This window comes from Chryseobacterium sp. LAM-KRS1, assembly GCF_013184525.1.
GTDB classification, from domain to species: Bacteria; Bacteroidota; Bacteroidia; order Flavobacteriales; family Weeksellaceae; genus Chryseobacterium; species Chryseobacterium proteolyticum.
In genome coordinates, this window is the sequence record NZ_JAAOIZ010000005.1 from 56809 (window position 1) to 82540 (window position 25732).

23 protein-coding genes and 1 pseudogene are annotated in these 25732 nt (G+C 38.0%); 6 read left to right on the top strand and 18 right to left on the bottom strand.

The window, feature by feature from the left end; all coding sequences use genetic code 11:
* Positions 1 to 2 precede the first annotated feature (2 nt).
* The 4 genes from G9C87_RS14865 to G9C87_RS14880 form a co-directional block, all read right to left on the bottom strand.
* Entirely contained in the window at positions 3 to 1241 is a 1239-nt protein-coding gene (locus tag G9C87_RS14865) for a sulfate adenylyltransferase subunit 1 (protein WP_172282545.1), read from the bottom strand.
* Between the two features lie 54 nt (positions 1242 to 1295).
* Complete coding sequence (gene cysD / locus G9C87_RS14870; protein ID WP_172282547.1) at positions 1296 to 2204, bottom strand: sulfate adenylyltransferase subunit CysD; 909 nt, start codon at positions 2202 to 2204, stop codon at positions 1296 to 1298.
* Positions 2205 to 2213: 9 nt separating this feature from the next.
* Positions 2214 to 2927 carry a phosphoadenylyl-sulfate reductase gene (locus G9C87_RS14875; protein WP_172282549.1) on the bottom strand — a complete coding sequence of 238 codons (714 nt, stop codon included), beginning with the start codon at positions 2925 to 2927 and terminating at the stop codon, positions 2214 to 2216.
* Positions 2928 to 3006: 79 nt separating this feature from the next.
* A complete protein-coding gene (locus G9C87_RS14880; RefSeq protein ID WP_172282551.1) occupies positions 3007 to 3423 on the bottom strand; it encodes an RrF2 family transcriptional regulator in 417 nt (138 codons plus the stop codon).
* 230 nt (positions 3424 to 3653) lie between these two features.
* Between G9C87_RS14880 and G9C87_RS14885 the strand changes: the two genes are divergently transcribed.
* On the top strand, positions 3654 to 4982 hold the full coding sequence (locus G9C87_RS14885) for a hypothetical protein (protein WP_172282553.1): 1329 nt from the start codon (positions 3654 to 3656) through the stop codon (positions 4980 to 4982).
* Positions 4983 to 5026: 44 nt separating this feature from the next.
* Here the strand turns inward: G9C87_RS14885 and G9C87_RS14890 are convergent, their stop codons facing one another.
* Positions 5027 to 5521, bottom strand: coding sequence for a GNAT family N-acetyltransferase (locus tag G9C87_RS14890; RefSeq protein WP_172282555.1), 495 nt, complete (start codon positions 5519 to 5521; stop codon positions 5027 to 5029).
* A 223-nt stretch (positions 5522 to 5744) separates the two neighbouring features.
* Between G9C87_RS14890 and G9C87_RS14895 the strand changes: the two genes are divergently transcribed.
* The 3 genes from G9C87_RS14895 to G9C87_RS14905 all read left to right on the top strand — a co-directional run bounded on the left by G9C87_RS14895 (position 5745) and on the right by G9C87_RS14905 (position 10168).
* Positions 5745 to 7139, top strand: a complete 1395-nt coding sequence (locus G9C87_RS14895; RefSeq protein ID WP_172282557.1) for an aminopeptidase P family protein — start codon at positions 5745 to 5747, stop codon at positions 7137 to 7139.
* Between the two features lie 11 nt (positions 7140 to 7150).
* Positions 7151 to 9322 carry a S9 family peptidase gene (locus G9C87_RS14900; protein ID WP_172282559.1) on the top strand — a complete coding sequence of 724 codons (2172 nt, stop codon included), beginning with the start codon at positions 7151 to 7153 and terminating at the stop codon, positions 9320 to 9322.
* Positions 9323 to 9562: 240 nt separating this feature from the next.
* Positions 9563 to 10168 (top strand): DNA-3-methyladenine glycosylase, encoded by a 606-nt coding sequence (locus G9C87_RS14905; RefSeq protein ID WP_172282561.1) that lies wholly within the window; start codon positions 9563 to 9565, stop codon positions 10166 to 10168.
* Positions 10169 to 10187: 19 nt separating this feature from the next.
* On the opposite strand, the gene mug is transcribed toward G9C87_RS14905, so the two are convergent.
* The 3 genes from mug to G9C87_RS14920 all read right to left on the bottom strand — a co-directional run bounded on the left by mug (position 10188) and on the right by G9C87_RS14920 (position 12636).
* On the bottom strand, positions 10188 to 10688 hold the full coding sequence (gene mug / locus G9C87_RS14910) for a G/U mismatch-specific DNA glycosylase (protein ID WP_172282562.1): 501 nt from the start codon (positions 10686 to 10688) through the stop codon (positions 10188 to 10190).
* Between the two features lie 129 nt (positions 10689 to 10817).
* A complete protein-coding gene (locus G9C87_RS14915) occupies positions 10818 to 11654 on the bottom strand; it encodes an SDR family NAD(P)-dependent oxidoreductase (protein ID WP_172282564.1) in 837 nt (278 codons plus the stop codon).
* A 76-nt stretch (positions 11655 to 11730) separates the two neighbouring features.
* Positions 11731 to 12636, bottom strand: a complete 906-nt coding sequence (locus tag G9C87_RS14920; RefSeq protein WP_172282566.1) for a helix-turn-helix domain-containing protein — start codon at positions 12634 to 12636, stop codon at positions 11731 to 11733.
* A gap of 394 nt (positions 12637 to 13030) precedes the next feature.
* On the opposite strand from G9C87_RS14920, the pseudogene G9C87_RS14925 reads away from it, so the two are divergent.
* Both G9C87_RS14925 and G9C87_RS14930 read left to right on the top strand, forming a co-directional pair.
* Positions 13031 to 13348, top strand: a pseudogene (locus G9C87_RS14925) (DMT family transporter).
* A 284-nt stretch (positions 13349 to 13632) separates the two neighbouring features.
* Positions 13633 to 16524, top strand: coding sequence for an AsmA-like C-terminal region-containing protein (locus G9C87_RS14930; RefSeq protein ID WP_172282568.1), 2892 nt, complete (start codon positions 13633 to 13635; stop codon positions 16522 to 16524).
* A 73-nt stretch (positions 16525 to 16597) separates the two neighbouring features.
* On the opposite strand, the gene G9C87_RS14935 is transcribed toward G9C87_RS14930, so the two are convergent.
* From G9C87_RS14935 to G9C87_RS14980, 10 genes are all read right to left on the bottom strand, one after another.
* Entirely contained in the window at positions 16598 to 17023 is a 426-nt protein-coding gene (locus G9C87_RS14935) for a hypothetical protein (protein ID WP_172282569.1), read from the bottom strand.
* 109 nt (positions 17024 to 17132) lie between these two features.
* Positions 17133 to 17918, bottom strand: coding sequence for an exodeoxyribonuclease III (gene xth / locus G9C87_RS14940; RefSeq protein WP_172282571.1), 786 nt, complete (start codon positions 17916 to 17918; stop codon positions 17133 to 17135).
* A 33-nt stretch (positions 17919 to 17951) separates the two neighbouring features.
* Positions 17952 to 18413: a PA2169 family four-helix-bundle protein gene (locus G9C87_RS14945; RefSeq protein WP_172282573.1), complete on the bottom strand. Its 462-nt coding sequence runs from the start codon at positions 18411 to 18413 to the stop codon at positions 17952 to 17954.
* A 146-nt stretch (positions 18414 to 18559) separates the two neighbouring features.
* Positions 18560 to 20854 carry a multicopper oxidase domain-containing protein gene (locus tag G9C87_RS14950; RefSeq protein ID WP_172282575.1) on the bottom strand — a complete coding sequence of 765 codons (2295 nt, stop codon included), beginning with the start codon at positions 20852 to 20854 and terminating at the stop codon, positions 18560 to 18562.
* A 23-nt stretch (positions 20855 to 20877) separates the two neighbouring features.
* A complete protein-coding gene (locus G9C87_RS14955) occupies positions 20878 to 21330 on the bottom strand; it encodes a heme-binding domain-containing protein (RefSeq protein WP_172282577.1) in 453 nt (150 codons plus the stop codon).
* 1 nt (position 21331) lies between these two features.
* Entirely contained in the window at positions 21332 to 21976 is a 645-nt protein-coding gene (locus G9C87_RS14960) for a DUF3347 domain-containing protein (RefSeq protein WP_172282578.1), read from the bottom strand.
* A gap of 57 nt (positions 21977 to 22033) precedes the next feature.
* A complete protein-coding gene (locus G9C87_RS14965) occupies positions 22034 to 22528 on the bottom strand; it encodes a DUF305 domain-containing protein (protein ID WP_172282580.1) in 495 nt (164 codons plus the stop codon).
* A gap of 15 nt (positions 22529 to 22543) precedes the next feature.
* Positions 22544 to 23422: a DUF3347 domain-containing protein gene (locus G9C87_RS14970; protein WP_172282582.1), complete on the bottom strand. Its 879-nt coding sequence runs from the start codon at positions 23420 to 23422 to the stop codon at positions 22544 to 22546.
* A gap of 120 nt (positions 23423 to 23542) precedes the next feature.
* On the bottom strand, positions 23543 to 23848 hold the full coding sequence (locus tag G9C87_RS14975; protein ID WP_172282584.1) for a hypothetical protein: 306 nt from the start codon (positions 23846 to 23848) through the stop codon (positions 23543 to 23545).
* Positions 23849 to 24289: 441 nt separating this feature from the next.
* Complete coding sequence (locus G9C87_RS14980) at positions 24290 to 25729, bottom strand: SusD/RagB family nutrient-binding outer membrane lipoprotein (RefSeq protein WP_172282586.1); 1440 nt, start codon at positions 25727 to 25729, stop codon at positions 24290 to 24292.
* Positions 25730 to 25732: the final 3 nt, after the last annotated feature.

The following is a 25732-nucleotide window of genomic DNA, read 5'->3' on the forward strand; positions in this document are numbered from 1 at the left end:
TTTTATTGAATTATGCATGCTGCCACCGTAGAATTAGATGTTTCATCCACTAAAATTGCAGATCCGGTTCTTTTGTTATTAATAAAACTATCGTAAGCAAGGGGTTGTGCTGTTCTCAGGGTAACCTTAACGATCTCATTCAGCTTTATCTCCCCATCAGCCTGTTCCTGTACCAGCGTATTGACATTAATCTTATAGTCTACTGCTTTTACTACTGTTTTTACAAGTCTGCTATTCTGTTGTAACAGGTATTTATTACCGGGCTGTAATGATTTCTGGTCGAGCCAGCATAAGAGTACTTCCAGATCTTTTTCTATAGTGGGAAGCTGTTCTTCGGTCGCAAAAAGATCACCTCTCCCAATATCCAGATCATCAGCAATGTGAATGACGGCAGGTTGTCCTTCAAAGGCTTCTTCAACTTCTTTTCCATTAATTTCAATTGCTGTGATTTCACTTGATGAAACAGCCGGAAATATCTGGATTTTGTCCCCTTTTTGAAATTTTCCACTTAATATCTGTCCGGCATATCCCCTGTAATCATGTAATTCCTCTGTCTGTGGACGAATTACATACTGCACCTGGAAACGGCTTCCACTATTTAATTCTTCATCAAGGGTTACCTGTTCCAGGTATTCCAGAAGAGCGTTTCCCTTATACCATTCTGTTTTACAAGATAAGCTTACAATATTATCTCCTTTCAGCGCTGAAATGGGAAAATAGCTTACGTCATGTAAGTCCAGATTATCGGCAATCTTGGAATAATCGGATTTAATGCTTTCAAAAACTTCTTCCGAATAATCGACCATATCCATTTTATTAATGGCTACAACTACTTTTTTCAGCTTGAGTAATGAAGCGATGATAGAATGTCTTCTTGTTTGTTCAATGACTCCTTTACGTGCATCAATAAGGATGACCATCAGATCCGAATTGGAAGCTCCTGTGATCATATTCCTGGTATATTGCACATGGCCGGGAGCATCGGCTATAATAAATTTTCTTTTAGCTGTTGAAAAGTACCTGTAAGCGACGTCAATGGTAATTCCCTGCTCTCTTTCAGAACGTAAACCATCTGTTAAAAGCGCCAGGTCCACTCCATCTTCATTTTTATTTTTAGAATGTTTTTCAAGGACTTCCAACTGATCCTGTAAAATACTTTTGCTATCGTACAACAGTCTTCCGATAAGGGTACTTTTACCGTCATCAACACTTCCTGCTGTTATAAATCTTAAAATATCCATATCTGTTAGTTATAAATGATAAATGATTAGTGATAAATGATAGATGATACACGATTAAAAGTAGCCTCCTTTTTTTCTATCTTCCATAGCGGCTTCTGTTACACGGTCGTCGATCCTTGTTTCTCCACGTTCGGAAATGCGGGTTGCAACAATTTCTTCGATCACTGCATCTATGGTTACAGCATGAGATTCAACCGCTGCGGTACAGGTCATATCGCCTACCGTACGATACCGTATTTTTTTTGTAGTAATAAAATCGTGGCTTTCTAAGGAAGCATGTTCCGAATTGGCAATCCATTGTCCGTTAAAATCTACCACTTCCCTGTCATGCGAAAAGTAAATTGATGGCAATTCAATTTTTTCTCTTCGGATATAATTCCAGACATCAAGTTCGGTCCAGTTGCTGATCGGAAAAATTCTTACATTTTCTCCCTTATGAATTTTTCCATTGAAGATATTCCATAGTTCGGGGCGCTGGAGTTTAGGATCCCATTGTCCGAATTCATCACGCACAGAAAAAATTCTTTCCTTCGCCCTTGCCTTTTCTTCATCTCTGCGGGCACCTCCTATGCAGGCATCAAATTCAAATTCTTCAATGGTATCCAGTAAAGTATAGGTTTGCAGCCAGTTCCTGCTTGGAAATTTGCCTTTAGGTTCTGTAAGGCTTTTAGCTTTTATCGTATCTTCTACTTTTCTTACAACAAGGTCCACTTCCAGCTCTTTCACCAGTTGATCCCTGAAATTAAGGACCTCCGGAAAGTTATGTCCGGTATCCACATGAACAAATGTAAAAGGGATCTTCCCATGACGGAATGCTTTTGAAGCAAGATGAGCCAGAACAATACTGTCTTTTCCTCCACTGAACAACAATGCGGGCCGCTCAAACTGTCCCGCGACCTCCCTTAAAATATAAATAGACTCAGATTCTAACTGGTCGAGATAATTTAAATGATATTTTGACATGTTTTTTCTTTATTTATGGATATGTAAACCGCATTCTTTTTTACTGGCATCTTCCCACCACCAGCGGCCTGCCCTGAAATCCTCACCTTCTTTTACGGCTCTTGTACAGGGCTCACAGCCAATGCTGACGAATCCTTTTTTATGCAGATGATTATAGGGTAAGTGGTTCGTCTGAACATACTCCAGGACCTGGTCTGAAGTCCAGTGAAGCAATGGATGGAATTTGATGATCCTGTTATCTTCGTCCCATTCCAATTGCGGCATATTTTGTCTGTTGGCAGAATGTTCGGATCTCAATCCTGTAATCCATACTTTATAACCCTGCAATGCCTTTTTCAAAGGGTGTACTTTACGGATTGTACAGCATGCCTTCCTCTGCTCCACCGATTGATAAAATGAGTCCGGTCCGTTTTGTGAAACAAACTCTCTTATTTCTTCCGTATCGGGATAATAGGCTTTGATGTTCTTTTTAAAGAAAGCCCTGCTGGCTGTCCATGTTTCATAGGTTTGTTCAAAGAGCCTCCCGGTATCCAACGTGAAAATATCAATATCAAGATTTTTTATCAGGTGAGTGATTATTTGATCTTCGTAGCTGAAGCTTGTTGAAAAAATAACCTCACCCGGAAACCTTTCTGCAAGTAATTGTAGAAACTCAGTATTAACAGCATGGTCAGAGACTTCTTCAAGCAGTTTTTCGAATTCTTTTTTCAGATTATTTTCCATTTGAGATTGAAATTATTCCTGCAAATATATATAATCCTATTAATCCTACCAAATTAGTAGTATTTAAAATTAAAAAAAACTAACTTTTTTTCATAAACGTAGTCAGAGTGGCCTCCATCATGCTTTTTCTTGTTTTTTCCCTTACGATAATAAATTCATTTCTTAGATAACAGGTTTCTTCATCCACACAATCATCACAGGGTTCATAAAAGTTTAAGGAAACACATGGCGCCAATGCAATAGGACCGTCGAAAATCCTGTAAATATCAGCCAGAGAGACTTCGTCAGGAGATTTCAGTAAATAATATCCTCCTGTTTTTCCCTGTTTGCTGTTCACCAGTTTTACCCTCTTCAGCTCTAAAAGAATTTGTTCTAAAAATTTTCTGGGAATATGCTCATCTTGTGCTATAACAGACGTAGGCAGAAAGCCCTGATTGTAATTTCTTGCTAACCTGACCATTGCTTTTAAAGCATATTTGCAACGTTTGGACATCATAATGACTGCAAGTTATAACATTTTCTTTTATTAATGAAATGTTTTTCAGGTGGGAATATATAGCCATTTTGTAAAATTGTTGATTGGCCACCCGTCAGGACAGTAATTATTTATTCCGAAGAGATCTTGAAAAGCTGCATAGAGAACTTTTTTCATAGTACATATTAAGTTTTAAAAGACCCCTACTCGCTTTAAGATTAACCTGTTATCTTTATGATCAAACTATTGATATGAGACAAAGACTAGAGTTCTTAAGTATTTTAATGGTACTTATTTTTCTGGTTGGCTGCCAGCAATCCCTTCAAAATAGAGTGTCTTCCAAGAAAGGAACGATAACAAAAAAGATCATATATACTGCACCTTTATATCCAAGCTATAATGCTAATTATGTGCCTCCTGTGGGATTGAAACCTTTTGAGCTGAGCCAGGACTATCCTAAAGAATTGGTTTTAGAAAATTATCCCTGGCAAAGTATTGATTTCACCAAAGATCCTCAGCTTTACATGCATACGGTTTTACACTATTGTCTGGAAGGTAATACAGACGTGAATTTCAGAGGTCAGGAAAACCGGATCAGAAAATGGTACCATGCTCCATGGCTTCACGATGATGAAAAATATGCAGGTACTGACTATATAGGAAATGGTCGGGAGTATATCCATGGCCTGACAAGAGAATTTGCAACCCCAAAATACAAACTGCACGATCTTCAGGATGTTGAGCTGGAAAACTGGGCAGTCGGTATGTATAATTCTCCGGGAGGATATACGTTAGGGCAAGTCTGGCCGGGAGCAAAACAAAGTCCTGATCCCGGGAAATCCCATTTCCCCGAAGGAACGGTAAGTTTTAAGCTGCTGTTTACGGATGCCGATACCAAAAAGCTTCCCTTCCTGAACAATACGCTTGAATGGAAAGCAAATATCTATTTGTGCAATCCCAATGCCGAGTGTGCCAACAAAAAAAGGATTGATCGTACTGTTCGGTTACTGCAGATCGATATTGCTGTAAAAGATCATAGAGCATTAAAAACGGGTTGGGTATACGGCACATTTATGTATGACGGATCAGCGAAAGGAAAAACAGTCTGGGAGAGAATGGTTCCGGTAGGATTAAGTTGGGGGAATGATTCGGGTGTGGTGAAGGATCTTAACCGGGATGGTGCATTTATCAACCGGAAATTAACGGAATCATTTATTAATCCTGCATTGATCGGGTCGAAAGAAAATTATTATGCTGCTTTTCTCAAATATCATGGATTGGGTGGAAGGCTTAATGGTCCGATTGATAATCCTGTCTCATCCTGTATCTCTTGTCACGGAAATGCAGCAGTAAATGATAGAGGCGTTACTTTGCCTCTTGGTGATTTTAAAAGTTCTACAACACGGCAGAATTATTCCCCGGAATCATTCAGGCAATTTTTTAAAGATATCGCGCCGGGTGCAAATGGGATCAGCTACAAAGGAGAAAATTATGTAACCACCGATTATTCATTGCAGATTTCAACAGGGATTAGAAATTACTATGCAAATAAGAAATCTCTGAGTGGGAATGAGAAGTGAGATGTTTTTCCGCAAACCGGGCAGAATTAAACAAACATACTTATTTAATTTTTCTGAAATATAAAATAGGCCAATTCCTCATTTTCCCTTGCCAGGTTTTCCATCCTGTTAAAGCCATTTTTAACAAGAACTTTTTGTGATGCGATATTATCCAGATCAGTTACGGCAACGATATCTTTTGTTTCTCTTAGTGAAAGACAATACCCGACAAGGGCTTTGCATACAAGAGTTGCTACCCCTTTTCCCCAATAATTTTCACTGAGTACGTATCCGATTTCGGTTTGTTCAGGATGATCTGCAAAGATTCTGGCAACCCCCATTCCTATAAAGTCATTATTTTCAGCATTAAAAATTCCCCATCTGCTGAGTGAACCTTCTTTGTAATCTGATAAAGCTTTTTCGAACATTTCTATATATTCCTGATGGGTTTTATGGGGCAGAAAGCTGGTAACATTTTTATTTTCGAAAAGAGAAAGAAAAAGAGGTAATTCCTGAGGAGTAAACTCACGTATGATGATGGTATCGTCTTGATAATGCATAAGAATATTTTAACGATTATAAAATTACATAAATAACTGTAAAATGGGTAATGATATTAATCAGAAAATGTTTAATATCATTGCTGCTTGTTAAGCCCTGTCATAGGTTTGTTATCCTTTTAAAATCCAATTTTCACCTGTTGTTTATTTTTTCAGGGACAAGGTCTTTGGGAATATAACAAAATCGTAACTTTAAACCTTACCAAAAAATTGTATTTATCTTATGTTTTCAGTACAGACTTATCAGGATAGACGAACTGCATTACAAAGCAGTATAAAGAACGGGATTCTTTTGTTTTTAGGGAATATAGAGAACCCTGTTAATTTTGAACATAATCCTTATTATTTTCGCCAGGATAGTACTTTTCTGTATTATTTTGGAATTCAGGAACCTCGTATTGCCGCTATCATTGACATCGATGAAAATAAAACGATTATTTTCGGCGACGAGTTGAGCATCGATGATATCGTATGGATGGGAAGACAGGAAACACTGAAAGAGAAAAACCAGAAATCAGGAGTATCAGAAACTTTACCCTACAGGGAACTTTCCCAATACATTCTGAAGGCAAAAACATCTAACCGGAAGGTGCATTATCTTCCACCATATCAATCTTTCAATAAAATTTTGCTAAGTGATCTTTTGGGAATTAAAGTAGCAGAATTACAGCCCTCTGTGGAGATGATCAAATCGATCGTAAAACAACGTTCGGTAAAGGAACCTCAAGAGATCCTTCAGATAGAACAGGCTGTAAATGTATCCAATGACATGCATCTGCTGGCAATGCGTATGGCAAGACCCGGAGTTAAAGAATATGAAATTGCCAATGCAATTCAGCACCTGGCAGGAGATAAAGAATGCCAGATGTCCTATCCGCCAATCGTAACGATAAACGGAGGCATCCTGCACAATCACTACCGCCTTAATACTTTGAAAGAGGGAGACCTTTTCCTGAATGACTCGGGAGCTGAAACAGCAATGGGATATGCCGGGGATCTCACCAGAACATTTCCTGTGAGTACAACTTTCAGTACCCAGCAAAAGGAAATCTATGAGGTAGTTCTGAATGCTTTTGAAAATGCCCAGCGTCTTTTAAAACCAGGCGTAAAATTCAGGGATATTCATTTACAAGCGTCCCGGCATCTGGTAGACGGGCTTGTCGATTTAGGATTAATGAAGGGAAATCCGGAAGAAGCAGTAAAAAATAATGCCCATACCCTATTCTTTCAGTGTGGATTAGGTCATATGATGGGGTTTGATGTTCATGATATGGAAGACCTTGGGGAACAATATGTAGGATATACCGAAGATGAACCAAAGGATACAAAAACATTTGGGCTAAAATCTTTACGCTTAGGTAAATCTTTAGAAACCGGGTTCGTGGTAACGGTTGAACCGGGTATTTATATAATTCCTGAATTGATCGATATATGGCAGGCTGAAAATAAAAATGCAGAATTTATTAATTACGATAAAGTTAATGAATACCGGAATTTTGGAGGCGTACGTATCGAAGATGATTTCGTGATTACGAATGAGGGATACAAACTTCTGGGGAACGGATTGATTAAAACTGTGGAAGAAATTGAGAATTACAGAAAAGAACATATATCTTAATTAATTATTATATGAGAAGCATAAAAAAACTGATTAACATTGCACTGTGTTTCCTGTGTCTGTCGCCTCTTGCGGCGCAAAAAACACAATGGACGCCTGATGGCAATGCTTATTATTCATTTACCAAAAACGGAATTGAAACCGTAAATTTATTAAATCCCGGAAAGAACCAGACATTTTTAAGTTCGAGCGAATTAATTCCACCAGGAAGTTCAGAAGCTCTGGATGTACAAAGTTTCGAAGTGTCTCCGGATGAAAAAAGCCTTTTGCTTTTTGCCAATACCCGGAAGGTATGGCGGGACAATACCCGTGGTGATTACTGGATTTTTGATAAAGCCAGTAAAAAGCTGACACAGCTTGGAAAAGGATTACCCGGTGAATCGCTGATGTTTGCCAAATTCTCACCGGACGGGAAAAAGGTAGCTTATGTATCTAAGCATAATATATACATCGAAGATCTTTCCAACAACAAGTACAGTAAAATTACGAATGACGGAACAGACAGGATCATCAACGGAACTTTTGACTGGGCCTATGAAGAAGAATTCGGGACTCAGGATGGATTCAGATGGTCTCCGGATGGAAGTAAAATTGCTTATTGGAAACTGGATGCGCGTGGAACCAAGAACTTCCTCATGATCAATAATACCGATAGCCTATATTCTTTTACGATTCCGGTAGAATATCCTAAAGTTGGAGAGAACCCTTCTGGTTGTAGCATTTGGTTATATGATTTGGCTTCAAAGTCCTCAAAAAAAGCAAATATTGCAGGGGATGAAATGCAGAACTATATTCCGAGAATGGAATGGGTGTTGGATTCCAAATCTATTATTTTACAGCAGTTGAACAGAAAACAAAACCAGAGTAAGGTAATTGTGGCCGATGCCAATTCAGGAAACAGTAAAACCATTTATACCGAAACGGATCCTGCGTGGATCGATATCAAATCCCGTTGGAACGACAATGATCCGAGCGGATGGGACTGGATCAACAATGGTAAAGAATTTTTATGGTTATCTGAAAAAGACGGATGGAGACACATTTATAAAATAGACCTGAACGGAAAAGAAACACTGATTACAAAAGATGATTTTGATGTGATAAAACCGGAATTTTTTGATGTTCCAAACAAACTGATTTACTTTTTAGCATCACCAAAGAATGCCACTCAGGAATATTTGTACAAAGTGAGCATGAACGGTGGGAAATCCGAAAGGGTTACTCCTGAGTCTTATCCTGGAACTAACAAATACAGCATTTCATCCAATGGAAAACTGGCGATATTTAGTAACAGCAGTGTTAATGCCCGTTCCAATGGTTCCATTATATCGCTTCCTGATCATAAAGAACTGGTAGCTGCAAAAAATTCCACCAAAGCAGACCCTTCGAGATCTAAGGCAGAATTTTTCCAGATTACAACACAGGATGGAATTACTCTGGACGGATGGGTGGTAAAACCTAAAAACTTTGATCCGAATAAAAAATATCCGATCGTCTTTACAGTATATGGAGAACCTGGAGCCCAAACTGTAACCGATAGCTTTTATACGGGCTGGAACGGCTTATATATCGGAGATATGGCACAGGATGGCTATTTATATGTTTCACTTGAAAATCGTGGGACTCCGGCTCCAAGAGGTCGTGAGTGGAGAAAATCTGTTTACCGTAAAATAGGACAGCTGAACATCCGTGATCAGGCAATGGGAGCTAAAGCTTTATTTGCAAAATGGCCTTATATTGATACTTCCAGAGTTGCCGTATGGGGCTGGAGCGGTGGCGGTTCTTCCACACTGAATCTTTTGGGACAATATCCGGACATTTATCAGACAGGGATAGCGATTGCTCCGGTGGCTAATCAATTGTTCTATGATAATATCTACCAGGAAAGATATATGGGACTTCCACAGGAAAACAGAGAAGATTTTGTAAACGGATCTCCTCTTGCTTATGCTAAAAATCTGAAAGGAAACCTTCTGCTGGTTCACGGAACAGGAGATGATAATGTGCATTATCAGAATACAGAGGTCTATGTGAATGAGCTGATCAAGTACAACAAGCAGTTCCAGCTGATGTCCTACCCTAACAGGACACACTCAATCAGTGAAGGAGAAGGAACTTCGCTTCACCTGGCTACATTGTTTACTCAATATTTAAAAGAACATTGTCCTCCCGGACCTAGATAAAAAGAATCCCACAGTAATGTGGGATTTTTTATTTCTTTTTATAGCAGATGTAACCTAAGAGCTATTTTATTTTAAAAACCAGTGTGCAGATTCCACGGCTAACCTTGTTATTATGCACTACTTTTATTTTAGTGAATAGGTAGGATCTTAAAGTTCAAATCTAATAAGAATCTACAGACGATTAGCAGATTGCTGTTTATATCGTTAATTTTGTTGTATTAAATTTTAAAACCCATTGTTTTGAAACTACCACTCTCCTATTATCAGAACCAGGACGTTATATTTCTCGCTCAAAACCTTTTGGGAAAAGTGCTTTTCACGCAGATCAGTGATCAGGTGACGGCTGGTATTATTGTTGAAACTGAAGCTTATTTCGGTGCTCTTGACAAGGCTTCCCATGCCTATGGAGGACGGCGTACGGACAGAACAGAAACACTGTATCATGAAGGAGGTGTTTCGTATGTATATCTGTGCTATGGAATTCACCATCTCTTCAATATTGTAAGCTCGGTACGGGATGAGCCGCACGCGGTATTAGTAAGGGCAGTCGAACCATTGGTAGGGAAAGAAATTATGGAACAAAGAAGAAATATGCCTTTTACAAAAGCAGCAATCTCTTCCGGACCGGGTTCAGCAGCCAAAGCTCTGGGAATTGACCGCACATTCAACAAAAAAGATTTGACGGGGGAAGAAATCTGGATCGAAGATCATGGTATTCGTTATTCGCCTGATGATATCGTAGCATCTCCACGTGTAGGAGTTGCTTATGCCCAGGAAGATGCCCTTCTGCCCTGGAGGTTTTTTGTGAAAAGCAATCAATATGTAAGCAAGCCAAATAAAATATAAAAATTTATATTAGTACTTTTTACTTTTGAATTTCGTGATACAATTCTGAATAAGAGTGAACAAGATCTTCAAAGGTAAAGCCACGGTTCAGGCCACTTGGATTTGGTAATATCCAGACTTTAGCTCCGCAGAAATCCTCGGATTGTTTTCCCCATGAGATTTGTTTTTTTCCAGAAAAGACCTGATAAGCTGCCTTCCCCAAGAAAGCTACATATTTGGGGTGGAAAGTTGTGATTTTAGATTTAAAAATTTCAAGAGACTGGTCGAATTCCTCCTTTGAAAGCTCATCTGCCCGCGATGTGGGTCTTGCTACAGCCGTAGTGAGACCATATCCAAAATCCAGAATCGTGGTATCATGTACTGCTTCAATCTGGTAGGGAGTAAAACCGGATTGATGAAGAATCTTCCAAAAACGATTGCTTCTGCCTGAAAAATGGTGGCCATCGTCCGCAGATTTTAAGCCCGGATTGATTCCACAGAAGATAATATTGAGATCCTTTGCTATAATATCGGTCAGCATTGTAAGAACTGGATGTTATTGTTTAATGATCGCAATTTAGAAATTTTTAATGGTCCGCTCCTGTTTTATATAAAACAACCTCCATAAAAAAGCTTGCTGGTTTATGGAGGGTCTTGATAACTTAGTTTTTTATCCGGGAAAATCTGTAGAAAAAGAAATATCTTTCCATCTGCTCATTTCCTGGGAAAGCTGTTCTATTTTACTTTGAGCTCTGTTGAAAGAATCACTGCCCAAAAATAAATTGACAGCCGGTGCAGGGTTATTAACTATTTCTAAAAATACATCTGCTATTTTATCCGGATCTCCCGGCTGGTTTCCGTTCAATTTATTCATTCTTTCATGGGCCTCCCGAAGGTAATCATAATCCTTTATGCTGTTTTTATTATAAGCTATGGAATCTGTATTGGCAAAGTTTGTCCGGAACCACCCGGGAAGTACATTCGTTACATAGATGCCAAGAGGTTTAAGGTCATTGGAAAGGGCTTCAGAAAGTCCGCTAACTGCAAATTTTGCAGCACTATACATCGACCAGCCTGTTCCGGGAGCAAAGCCGGCTATAGATGAAATATTAATAATATGCCCTGATCTCTGATCTCTTAAATACGGTAAAGCCTGCTGAATAACTTTAACGACAGCAAAAAAGTTAACTTCAAAATTGTCATTAATTTCCTCTGACGTAAGTTCTTCCAACGCACCGCCAAGTCCGTACCCGGCATTATTGACCACAACATCCAGCCTCCCAAACTTTTCATAGGTTGTCTTCAGGGATTGAGCAATAGAACTCTCTTTTTTAAGGTCAACTTCCAGTGGAAGAAATTTTTCTCCATACTGAAAAAGTGGTTCTAATGAGCTTACAGACCTGGATGTAGCGGCAACGCAATGGCCTTTAATTAATAATTGTTGAGCTACTGCAACCCCCATCCCTTTTGAAGCTCCGGTGATATACCAGATTTTTGTACCTGTCATGATTTCTTTTTTTTTACAAAGGTAGATCCCGTTACCCGGCCTTACTTTGTGATATTAAAACCATTTTTTGTCAGATTCAAACCTGTCTGAAGGCAGATGGATTCATACCCGTTTGTTTTTTAAAGAAATTATTAAAGTGAGCCTGGTCCTCGAACCCCAGAACATAGCTTATTTCTGCGATATTCCATTGGGTATGTTTTAGCAGGGATTTACCCTCTGAAGTGAGCTTAGCAAAAATGTGTTCCGTAGTTGTAAGGCCTGTTACAGTTTTTATAGCTCTGTTGAGTGAGTTGACATGGATTGAAAGCCTTTTGGCAATTGTACGCGGAGATCTTAACTCGAACCGGTCTGTTTTGGATTCTATCGGGAACTCTCTGTCGAGCAATTCGTGGAATAGAGCCGTAATGCGTGAATTTGCATCGGAATGTAAAGAAATATCTTCACTGGGACGGAATTGCATGGCAAGATAAATCACTTCACTGATATAGCTTTTGATCAGTTCATGTTTGTAGATGTATTCTGTATTATTTGCTTTATAGATTTTTTCGAAGATCATACGTATTTCTTCAGACTCTTCGGAATTGAGTTTAAATACAGGATGGTCTGCCCCTGAAAATAAAGGCAGTTCCCTGAGGTTGATCCGCTGGGTATCCTGAAAAAACTCTTCTTTAAAGACACAAAACCATCCGCTGCTTTCGGGTTTCAAAGGATCGTAAGTATAAGGCATTTTAGGATCAAAGAATAATAAAGTATCTCCTTCAACTGGTATGCTTTTGTCACTGTAATGGAATACATTATTCCCTTTAAAAAGCATGATCTTGTAAAAGGTTCTCCGGATATAGCTTGGTGAACTTGTTCCGTTAATCATATTTTCTTCAATACTAAAAATATTGAATAGACCACTGTCCTTTCCTGGACTCTGGGAAAGATGCTTAAGCTTATGTTTGTAAAATTCCTCAAGTGATTCCGTTGATTTTCCCATGGTAATGCTAAGAATGAAAATATCTACCTAAAGATAAGCTATTCTCCCTAAATCTGCTATTGTGTAAAAAGGAAGATCTACAGTAAAATATATATGTGACGTTTCATCCGTTGAAAACTACACTTCACCCGCACATTATGTCAGATCACTTTATTTAATCTGTTGAAAACTAGTATTTACTATTACTTTTACAAAGTAAAAATGCTGTACACTTCATTACTCAAAGTTTTCAGTTTTTATGATTGGCAAACATGATTAAGAATCAATAAAAATCTGTACAGTCTATCCTTTCATGCCGGAAAGGTTCATTCTAATTTAATCATGTTTGGTAGGATTGGTGTATTTCCAATCCTACTTTTTGAGAACATTATAACAGACGAAAAAATAATAAATTATGAACTGGATTGCATTAATTATCGCAGGGATTTTTGAAATCGGATGGCCTTTGGGAATCAAAATGTCGCAACAGCCTGATAGCAATAAATTCGGGTGGATCTTTCTATCTGTCATTTGTATGACGATCAGCGGTGCTATGCTGTGATATGCACAGAAAACCATTCCTATTGGGACAGCCTATGCGGTATGGACAGGAATCGGTGCGGTAGGCACTTTATTGGTAGGGATTATATTCTTTCAGGATTCGGCTAATATCTTCAGATTGTTGTCTGCATTGCTGATTGTAGTTGGAATTGTAGGACTTAAATTGTTTTAGAGTTAAAACTCTTTCGAATTTATAGAATTTAAAAGTACCTCCTAGAGGTACTTTTTTGTTAAAATTATTGTAAACTTTCATAGATCATATAAACTATAATTTGATTGCAATCTATTGTTGTAATTATTTGTTTATTAATGTATTGTTGTTTTTATAGTGAAGTATTTGTTTACATGTTTGAAACAGTGCTTTAGTGATGAATGGCTTGATTTTAGATGGTTGTTAATTATTATTTACTCATAAGAGGAAAATAATATCGAAATCAAAATTATAATAGCAATTTTATGGAAAAGTTTATAAAAATAATTTTGAAAGTTTTGAAATGGCTGGGAATTTCTATAGCATCCATTCTTTTTCTGATGTTCATCATCCCTATATTGTTTCCGGGAACTATTTCCCAGCAGGTAAAAATATTTGCCAATAAACATCTTGCGGGTAAACTGGATTATAAAAAGACCCGCCTCTCCTTTTTCAGGCATTTCCCATCGCTAACGGTTTCTGTGGATCAGCTTATCCTGAAAGGTTCAAAGCCATTTCAGGAAGATACTCTACTTGCCGCTAGAGAAGTGGCCGTGGGAATCAATCTTAAAAACCTGATCTTTGACCGTGAGGTGAAGATTGATGAAATATATGTAACGAATGCCAACGCGAATGTTTTCGTCAACAGTAAAGGAGAAGCCAACTATAATGTTTATGTTTCCAAGCCCTCACAAACACCTAAGGATAGTACAGAAGAAGGGGCATCTATAAAGCTGGACCTTATCAAATTCAGAAACTGGAATATCAAATACAATGATCATTCTGCCAGAGTGCTGGTAGATGCCAAAGGCTTGAATTACACAGGTAAAGGTGGATTCAGCAAAGATATTTTTGATCTGCAAACCGATCTGGAGATCAATAAAGTAGACTTTGCCCTCAATAGAATCTATTACGCCAAACAAAAAAGTTTGCGTGCAGATCTCATTACGCGGATCAATACGAATGCATTAACTTTTGTATTAAGGAAAAACGAATTAAGGATCAATGATCTGCCCTTAAAATTTACAGGTTCTCTTAGTATTTTGAAAGACGGATATAATCTCGACATCAATGCTGCATCTGAAAAGACAACGATCCGTGATATGATCTCGGTACTGCCGCCGCAATATCTGGACTGGGCAAAAGACACTAAAATTGAAGGAAACAGCGATCTGTTTTTCAGCCTGAAAGGAAGATTCAGTGAACCTAAAAAGCTGAAGCCAAGGTTAAATGCCAGACTGCTGGTAAAAGATGGATTTGTCTCCAATGGAAAAGCTCCTGTTCCTATGAACAACCTGAATATGGATCTTATGGTAGATCTTCCTTCATTAGATGCGGAACAGATGAATCTGAATCTCAGGAATCTGAGTTTTGATCTGGGTAAAAATAATAATTTCCGTGCGGTTGTAAGAACGAAAGGGCTTAATGAAATGATGGTGAATGCCGATGTAAAAGGCGCTGTTGATCTTCAGACTCTTGATCAGGCATTAGGTTTGAAGAATATTGATGTTCGTGGGCTTATGGATACGAATATCAAGGCAAACGGGATTTTCAGCCTGGATAAAAAATTATTCCCAAAGACGGAGGGTTATCTTCATTTAAAAGACGGTTGGCTGAAGACGAAATATTACCCTAACCCTATTCAGAATATCAACCTGATCGCCAACATTAATAATACAGACGGAACCTTTAAAAGCCTTGGAGTGAAATTAGATCCTTTTAGTTTTGATTTTGAAGGGAATCCTGTCTATGTTAATGCTGATCTGCATGATTTTGAAGACCTGCTTTATAAAGTTAAAGCAAAAGGTGTTTTGAATGTGGGCAGAATCTATAAAGTGTTTGCAAAAGAAGGATTTGATGTAAGCGGACTGATTATGGCGGATCTTTCCCTGAACGGACGTCAGAGCTATGCAACTACCGGCCAATACAGTAAGCTGGATAACAAAGGAACTTTGATTCTTAAAAATATAAAGGCTACTACATCGTATCTTCCCAAATCATTTTATATCAAAGAAGGAAATTTTCAGTTTGAAAATGAGAAAATGTGGTTCAGAAAGTTTTTGGCCACTTATGGAAAATCGGATTTTGCATTAAACGGATATCTGCTCAATACGATCAACTATTTTATTGAAAGAAAGGGAACCCTTCACGGAAAGTTTGGGTTAAACTCCAATTATATTCTTATTGACGAGTTCATGGCACTTAAGGATGGAGATAATGCAGATAAATCGATTGAAGTGGAATATGCAAAAGTTGAAAATCCTAAAAGCAGCGGTGTGGTAATTATTCCGAAAAACCTTGATGTCTCTTTGGAAGCCCATGTTAAAAAAGTCGAATTTAAGGGACTTGATCTCAATCATCTTCAAGGTCTGGCTTCTGTAAATATGGGTCAGGTGTATCTTAAAAATACTTCTTTTGATATCATTGGAAGCCGCATGAATATTGATGCACGTTATCAGGACGAATCTCCATTAACGGCTAATTATGACATTGCGCTTAAGGTACTGGATTTTGATGTACAAAGGGCTTATAAAGAAATTGATATGGTCCGGGAAATGGTTACTGCTGCTAAGAATGTAAAAGGGATTGTGTCTCTTGATTATAAACTTAAAGGAGATTTTGATAAAAATATGAGGCCTATTTATCCGTCCCTTGAAGGGGGTGGTATTGTAAACCTCCGGGATGTAGAGGTAAAAAATCTTAAGATGCTTTCGGTAATTGGTGATAATGTTGGTGCAAACGCTTTTAATAATCCGGATATGAAAGGAGTTAATATCGAAACCGTGATCAAAAATAACCTGATCCACGTTGATAAATTCACCTTTAAAGTATCTGTCCTAAGACCTTCTATCAGTGGAACAACAAGTTTCAACGGGTTACTGGATCTGCGGGTAAGAATAGGTCTTCCTCCGGGAGGATGGATCGGCTTTCCGGTAGTTGTAACGGGGACCCATGACAAACCTAAAATAAAAATCTTCAGTAAAACCGGACAAGGAATCGTTGATGCTTTGTATAATACGAAATCGAATAAAGTAATACGCCAGGAAAGGCGTGCTGAAAAAAAATCCAGAGTGCAGCAGCGTAAAGAGAAGGAAGCACAGGAAAAAAAAGCTGAAAATGCTGAGAAGCAGATTAAAAAAGATATTAAAGAAAAATAAATAAAATCAGAGCCCGCTATAAACAAATAACGGGCTCTGGTCATCAACAGCCTGACCGGCAGGCTTTATTTTTTTAAATACTGTAAATGATTTTCTTACCTTTCCTTAGTGTATAACTATCCTTTTCTTTATTCAGGTTATACGTTCCTTTTTTACTTTTATACACCGATGTGTTTAAGTATTCAAGGGTTCTGTTGAGAATGATACTTCCCTTGGATTCAGGAAGGAACAATTCCGCCTTTTTCTTGTCCTTACTCAAGATAACTACAGCATTGGAAACGTAGGATTTCTGAGGATTAGCTTCTCTCAGCTGTATCTTTTCTTCAAAAAGCTTTACGCAATCATCTTTTAGAACGGAATAGGTATAACCGGCTGAACCGATGCACCCGTGTTGGTCTTTATCCCCACCTGCTACTTTTGGAGTTGTTTTCTGAGCCCATCCTGTAGTGGTAAACGTCGCAGTGATCATTACTGCCAGTAATAATTTTGTATTTTTCATGTGTTTGTATTTTATAAAACGTTCTATAATATTACGAAAAATCTTTTAACTAAAATTAAAAGATTTATTATTAATATGCCTGGAATAAAAGATAACAGGAAAGATAGGGTTATTGTTTCCCTTCTTTTTCTAATTCTATCCACACCGGGGCATGATCACTGCTCTTTTCCCAGCCACGAACATGCCGGTCAACACCGCCCGATTTTAACCTGGATGATAGATAAGGGCTCAACAGAACATGATCAAGCCTGATTCCGGCATCGCGGTCATATGCTTTGTAGAGGTAATCCCAGAATGTATAGATCTTTTCTTCAGGAAACAAGGTTCTGATAGAATCAAGCCAACCTTTTTTAAGCATTTTCTCAAAAGCTTTTCTTACTTCGATCCGATATAATGCATCATTTTCCCATCGTTCGGGTTTATGTACATCAAATGGTGTCGGAATAATATTAAAATCACCAATAACAACGGCGGGCAGGTCCATTTTTATAAGCTCATCTGTTCTTTTTTTCAAACGATCGATCCATGCCAGTTTATATTCGAATTTTGGTCCCGGATAAGGATTGCCATTGGGGAGATACAAACAACAAATAACAATCTGATCAATGATTGCTTCAATATAGCGGCTTTGAATATCTTCCGGATCCCCTGGCAAAGCCCTCTGAACCTCTGTGATTTCATATCCTTTTGAAAGTATGGCTACTCCATTCCAGCTTTTCTGGCCATGCCAGATGGCATTATATCCTGCATCATTTATTTCTTTTAGGGGAAAACGTTCCTGTGGCGCCTTCAGTTCCTGGAGGCATACCACGTCCGGTTGTGCTTCTTGTAACCAGCGAAGCAGAACAGGCAGCCGCCCATTTACTCCGTTTACATTATACGTAGCTATTTTCATGGTCCTTATGAGTTGTTGAATAGTATTTATAAGTTAATCCTTTTTTTTATAATCCTCAATTTTTTTAAACTGGGCGTAGGACTGTTTTATGTTGTGCAGTTGTTCTTTTACGGTCTCCAGGCTCTTATCATAAAGGTGTCCGCTATCGATAGCTTGTTGATAGGCCTCTATTGCCGCTTTTTCTCCAAAAGCAACATTTTCCAGGGTAGATTCTACCTTGTCCCCTACGAGAAAAGAGTTTTTAATGTCAATCCATGTTCTGTGAAGTGATCCTGCAACAGAAGGTGAATCTTCGGGAGTTCCTCCTTTTTCGGTAATCAGGTTGATCAGTTCATTTTTCATGATTTTTGATTGGGTGATCATCTTATCGTAATCATCTTTGATGTCCGGATAAGACTCCCATACCTTTCCTTCTACTTTTTCAAATCCGGCAATCCGGTCGTTGCTGATGTGCAGCAGATCGTTAAGGACTGCTACGGTTTCTTGATTTTCCATATTTACTTTTTTTTTGTGGTGTATTCAATTCGTACAAGAATTATGCCCCAAGGGTTAAAATATTCTGGATTTCAGGCATATATTCATTCAATAAAAATGGCTCGGGAGCAAAGCTCCCGAGCCATTTTGTTTTTAAAGTACCACCTTTAATAATTTAAGGTAATACCTGCTCCAAAGCCCATATCACTATCATAATGGGTTCGGATGTTGATATTTTTGTTGATGATATAGCTGAGCCCTGCCATATATTCCCTATCGGTATTTATCATGAAGTCTCCTCTCAATCTTCTGGAGATCGGAATGTCTTCACGCATGAGCTGCAGACGCACAATACCATCATGATACACTTCTGCCTGAAAATTAACCAGCATCGGTAAAGTGTACATAAAACCTAAACTGAATGCCCTGCGGCTATCTTTTTCGTTTTTTTGCCCGAAGATATTGGTTTCGTGTTCGTCAATTCCCATTTTCCGGTAACGGTAGTCAAAACCAATAAACGGCATAAACCACTGCATTTTACCTATATATCTGCCCAGATGGGTTTCTACTTCATAACCGTGCATGCTGTTGTATCCCAGACGCCATTCCGTTCCTAAAGACCATCTTGCATTCTGCAGCATGGCCTGTCCGTCATTACCATTGGTAGCAAAATCATTCTGCGCCATAAAGTGTGGCATATTGCTTTCCATCTGCAAAGCCATATAGGCTTTTTCCTTGTCTGGGAGTAAAGGATTCTTATAATCACCAACAGCAAATACCCTGTTCATTCCGGACATCATATGGTAAAGAATATGACAGTGGAAGAACCAGTCCCCTTCTTCATTGGCCAGGAATTCGATGGTATCGGTTTCCATCGGCATAATATCGAGAACATTTTTCAGAGGAGATTTTTCCCCCTTACCATTGATCACCCTGAAATCAAATCCATGCAGGTGCATCGGGTGTCTCATCATGGAATTATTATAAATCGTAATACGCAGGATCTCTCCTTTTTTAACCGGAATTTTATCTGTTTCGGAAAGAACTTTATTGTCCATACTCCATACGTATCGATTCATATTTCCTGTAAGCGTAAACCTGAGTTCTTTTACCGGGGCATCTTTGGGAAGCGTGGTATCGAAAGGAGATTGTAGCATGGCATAGTTTAGCGTTTTAATTTCACCCAAAGCATTGGCATTATACCGGTTGGGATCATTATCCATATTCATGGTATGTTTGCTGTGGTCTTCTTTTGGTTCTTCCTTTTGCTTGCCTTTTTTCTTAGCTTCTCCTGTAATTTCGGGATACATCACGACATTCATATCCATTTGGTTTAAGCTCATTTTCATGCCCATATCATTCAGGTCTCCGTTCATTTTCATCATCCCGTTCATCATTTTCATTCCTTCAAAATATTTTAATTTTGGAAGTGGTGAAATAAGCTGTTTTATCCCATTTCCAATGTAATAACTGGCTGACTGGGTTCTGTCTTCAGTAGTAGCTAAAAACTCGTAAGAAACACCATCTTCAGGAATTGTTACAACTACATCATAAGTCTCGGAAACGGCAATGATCAAACGGTCGACTTCTACCGGTTCAACGTCATTTCCATCGTTGGCGACAACCGTTATTTTTCCTCCTGCATAGCGAAGCCAAAAGTAAGATGATGCACCACCGTTTGATATTCGTAACCTTACTTTATCGCCGGCTTTTAATGTTTTACCATCAACGGTTTTTAAATCTGTAGCGTTATTCCCGTTCATTAATATTTTATCGTAATACACATCACTTACATCCATTGCTGTCATACGCTTCCATTCATTGGCGATTTTGGTTTTAAAATAACCTTCCTTGATAGCTTCGACATAAGATTGTGTTGCATTCTTTTTTATTCCTGCCCAATCATTGGCGTTATGAAGCATTCTGTGAATATTGTCCGGATTAAGGTTTGTCCATTCACTTAAAATAACAGGAACGGTTGGCAAATCGTCGATTCCTTTTCTAAATCTTTTATCCTCTTCACGCTTTTTCAGGATGAGGCTCCCGTACATACCAATTTGCTCCTGCATTCCTGAATGAGAATGGTACCAGTGAGTACCGTTTTGAATCACTGGAAAGCGATAAGTGTAGGTTTCACCTGGTTTTATTGGGTTTTGGGTGAGAAAAGGCACACCATCTTCCTTATTGGGTAAAAAGACTCCGTGCCAGTGCAGCGAAGTATTTTCTTTTAACTGGTTGTGGACCACTATTTCAGCAATGTCACCTTCCGTAAAGGTCAATGTAGGCATCGGTATTTGCCCGTTTACTGCAATGGCTCTTTTTTCTTTACCTGCGTAATTAACTATGGTATCTTTTACATATAGCTCGTAACGGACGACTTTTTGCGCGAAAATAGTCTTCGAGCACAGGAGTATAAATACTGTCAGAAGTACCTTTAACGAGATATTTTGGGATATATTCATTGTATATTTCTTTTATATGAAACTTATTCTTGCTTTTCCAGCCAATCTGTTATCAGCTTTATCTGCCGGTCATTCAGTTTTGCATCTTTATGCATAAGCGTGTAGGATGACATTGGCATTTTTTTAGTTTCAATCTGTTTTTTAATTGAGTTTATTAATCTTTCCTGCTTTCGACCCGAGTAAGTGGCCCATTCGTTAAAATTCAAATCCTCTTTTGCATCTTTAATGTGTTTGTCTACTAAACTTCGTGCAGGCTGTATGTAATCGTACCACTGATAATTGGTATTGTTACTATGACAATCATAACACGAGGTCTGTAATAGGGTTTTTACTTCAACGGGCATTGTCTTATGGGTCTTTATAAAATCGGTTTTGTAAACCTGCCTTTTATCTGCATTCCGGGCAGGCTGATAAAATTGTACAGCAATAAAAACCAGCAGCATAATAGCTGCAAAAATCTTTAGTACTATCTTCATTTTAATATTCCTTTTTTACGGAACCACAAGTGAGCATCTTATTACCGTAATAAGGGTTTTTAATTTCTTTTGCTTCGCTGATCCAGATGGCACCTTTTCCATCGTTGAACATCGGGCAGTAATCCTGATACAATTTTTGGGTCGTTCCAAATGTTGCAATAAGATCAGCCATGTCATTACTTAATGACATCATGTGTTCCCTTTGGTGATCTATTTTTCCTGCATTATCTCCAATATGCTCCGCATTCTCTTTAGCGTCTTCTGCAATTTCCATATATGCTTTATGCTTATCTGCAGGGATAGTTTTCATATCTACCTTCTCTAGGGTAGCTAATAACTGTTTTCCGGCAGTAGCAACAGCTTGATCGTTATCGGCAACAAGTGCATTTTTTAAAATTAAATAATCTTTGATTAAAGGATCTATAGAAAAATTCTTAACAGGGTCTTTGACAGCTGTCTTTTCATTTGATTTATTGTTGATTTCTTCTACTGTATTGGTATTTTCTAATTGGGCAGCTGATTGTGTTTCTGTTGCAGAAGCATGGTCTGTATGTTGTTCCGCATTTTTATCCGGTGATTTTGTACAGGAGAATAAAGTAATTGCCATCATTGAGACAACACTGATTGATAAGAATATATTTTTCATGGTATATGTACGATTAAATTTTTTTGATTTCATAATTGTTATAATATGAGTTTTACCTTATTTTTTGTTGAGTTCTTCAAGCTTCCGCTTCATGAGTTCGATTTCATTGGCCTGGGTTTCCAATATGTTTTTTTGGAGTTGTATCAATTCCGGGTCAGTAAGTTTTGTCTTTTCTGACATAAGAATAGCGGCCGCATGATGAGGAATCATTCCCTTTACAAATTCTTTATCATCCACCATAATCTGTTCTCTGATTCCGAACCAGGAAAAAATGCCTAAAGCAAGAGAAAATACAATGATGATCCCATTGATTTTCTTGTTTTTATACATATCCTTCATGATCAATAATTCAATAATTAACATGACGGATACCATAAGCAAGGTCATATAAAAGTTATTGATATTGGGAATGAGATTTTGTATTCCGTCGATCATTGAATACATAATGAAGTACATGGCAACAAACATAGCAACAGCCATCATGATAAATCGTTTATACATTCCTGTATGGTTTTTATGTTGCATTCCGTGATGATCTGATTGATTATCCATAACTGATATTATTTATTAGTTACCAAGTGTTTCTACTGTGCTGCCACAAGTCATCATCTGAGAACCAAAATAAGGGTTCTTGATCTCATTTTCCAGGCTCAGCCAATCAGCTCCTTTCCCATTATTGTACATAGGACAATGCTGATAATATATAGGATTACCCTGTTTGGATACCTTTGCGAGGTCGTACATATTTTTAGATAATACAGCAAATATTTCTCTTTGTTTGGCAACATCTTTAGCAGAGGAAATCTTTTCTGCATTAAGGGTCAGGTCCTTCATTACCTTCATCCAGACCATATGTTCTTCATTTGAAAGTTGGTTCATTTCCACTGCTTTAATTGCTTTTGACAGTTCAGAAGCTTTAGTTGATGCATTATCGGCATCTGTTTTAACCAGTGCATTTTTTAAAGAGAAGTAGTTATCGAAAACAGCTTTTAGCTGAGATGTATTCTGGGTAGCTATCATGTCGTTTTCTTCCGTTTTTTTCTGGTCATGGTTCATATGGTCAGTCTTCATATTCATGTCCATAGCCTTATTTTGAGAAGCGGGTTTTAAATCCCTTTTGTAATGACAACATTCCGGTAATGCTGCATAAGCATTGTCAGGAGCTAAAAAATTTTCACTGTCATACCCTGCCAGAGCTATTCTTTTTAATATTTCGTCCTGATTGGTCTTCTGAGGATCGTAGGTTAAAGTAGCCATTTTGGTATCTTTGTTCCAGCTTACTGTGGCTATTTTTCTTAGGTTTCCCGCTTTTTCTATATTCGCTTTACAGATGTCACAATTCCCATAGATCTTTACGGCTTCTGTTTTTATATTTTGAGATTGGGCATAGATTAGTAATGAAAACAGCAAGGTGAATGCTATCCATATTTTTGATATTGATTTCATTGTATAGAGTATTTTATGAACAAAAGGAATATTCCTGTTGTTTCAGTTAATAAATTGAATGGAAAAAAATTGAAATGTATCCTTACAAAAAGGCACACTTTAGGCTATAAAATACAGGATCTAGCCTATTTTAGGGATTAACCAAATGGATTGAAAACCTTTAGAAACAGCACTTTCATAAGTTAAAAAAGAAACAGGAGAAAAGACTTCTACTGTAAGAAAACTAAAATCATGTCTGTCCGGTAAAGTTGGATTTAAATTGGATGCCGGGCATTTGCATAAAGGATTATTGCATTTTCCTGGACATTTTTTAGAACCACAGGAATTACACTGATCTTTTTTAATAGATTTTGAAATATTGAGTTCACAATGCGATTTCTCTTGTAAGGAAATTTTTACAGCACATGCATAGATTTGCTTGGGCATGAATAAAAATCCCAATAGAATAAAAATCAATATGTACTTACGTTGAAACATAATAATATACAAAATTAATGTTTTTTTTTAATCGAACATCAATTTATGCCTCACATCTTTGTTTTTTACTCTACGGATCATGAATTATTATAGGACAAAAAAAAAGACTTAAGAGTCTGAAAACTCATTAAGCCTTAACGATTCACAGCGTGAATACTAACCTATATATTGTTATGTTCTTTGGAAAAATAAGGTATGATAGTGTTTTTGCCAACCCTGATTCACAGTTCAAAGATGATCAATTGGTGTGTAAAAAAAATAAAATGATCTACGAATACAAGAGTCCGGTCTATAAAAGTTTTAATAAAAAACCTGCATGAGTCATGCAGGTTAAAATCACAACTGAAAAAATTTAATATGAAGTTGATTGAGTGAATTTATAAATGCTGTTTAATGGATATCCCAGAAGATTTTAGTCGTTAATTTATCTCCTCCGATAGCGGTGGCGGCTTTGGAATAATTGGTTCCGTTCGTAGTTGCTTCAAGCGATGGATATTGCAGTCGTACAGGGACTTTTCCTTCTGCATTGTTAATGGCGGTAGGAGGAGCCTGAAGAGCGGGATAATCCAGCCTGCGGTAAAAATTCCATGATACTACAGGATGATTATACAGGGCAATCCATGCCTGTTCTCCGATTGATTTTTTCCAGTTGCCGGGGTTATAAGGGTGGGCTGTCAGGTAAGTTTCAGCCTCCTGGGCAGAAAGTTCCCATTCCAGGAATGAGGCCCGGACAGCATCTTTATAAAGCGTCTCCGGATTTCCTCCGATTCCAAACCGGGCAGCTGCTTCTGCAAGATAAAATGTTACTTCTGTATGCATCATCAAGTTTCCCGGAGTCACCGGAATATAAGCAAAGATTCCGGGAGAGGAAAAGGCGAAAAAGTTTCCGGGAGCTCCAATGGTCTGTCCCAGATAAACTCCGTTTACATCTCTGAAGTACTTGGTTACCCTTTGGTCGGAAGTAGCATTGAGATAATCTATAAAAGGTTTTCCTCCAATAAAATCGTTTCTTCCGTTATTAGCCAGATTTTCGAATATAGGGCTGAAATTGGGTGTCTCCGCAAGGTATCTGAAAATACAGTTCTGGGACTGATCCGTAATTACTCCTCCGGAAATTGCTGTATTGATTGCTGTCCTGGCCAGGTTTGCATCAATATCGGAAATAGCGATTCCCAGTTTCAGAAGTAACGAGTTCCCGAATTTTTTCCATTTTGCGATATCTCCACCATACAAAATGTCTCCGGAGCCAAAAGTCCCTTCTCCTTCCTTCAGTCTGTTAATGTCAGCCATAAGGCGATTAATCATACTTTCATAAATTTTTTGGTCATCGTCATAAACCGGAAGCGGGTATTTTTCATTGTTGAGAGCCTGGCTGTACGGAATATCTCCATAAGTGTCTGTCAAAGTCTGAAATGTATAAACTGATAAAATATCAATAATGGCCAGCTGATTCTGCTTTTTAGCCTGCCAGCTGGTCACTTCGGAAGCGGAAGGCTGGTACTGCTCTATCAGTTCCTTAGCTTTATTGAGGCTGTTAAGCACATTTACATAATTATCCGTCCATACATTATTGGAAACATTTCTTGCTGTAAAATTATAGTTGCTTTCATTCACATAAACGGTTTCCTGCCAATACTGCATAATAAGGCGAAAATTATTTTCGTTCACACTGGGAGTGTTCATATAATCGCTCAGTTCCTTTTCTGCATAAGTAATAAGAGTTTCCGGGATCGTGTTATAAGTGACATGGGGATCATTATTTACATCCTCCGATGTGCAGCCCATTAATACCGAAAATAGTATAGAGCTTATCATTATTTTATTTTTCATTTT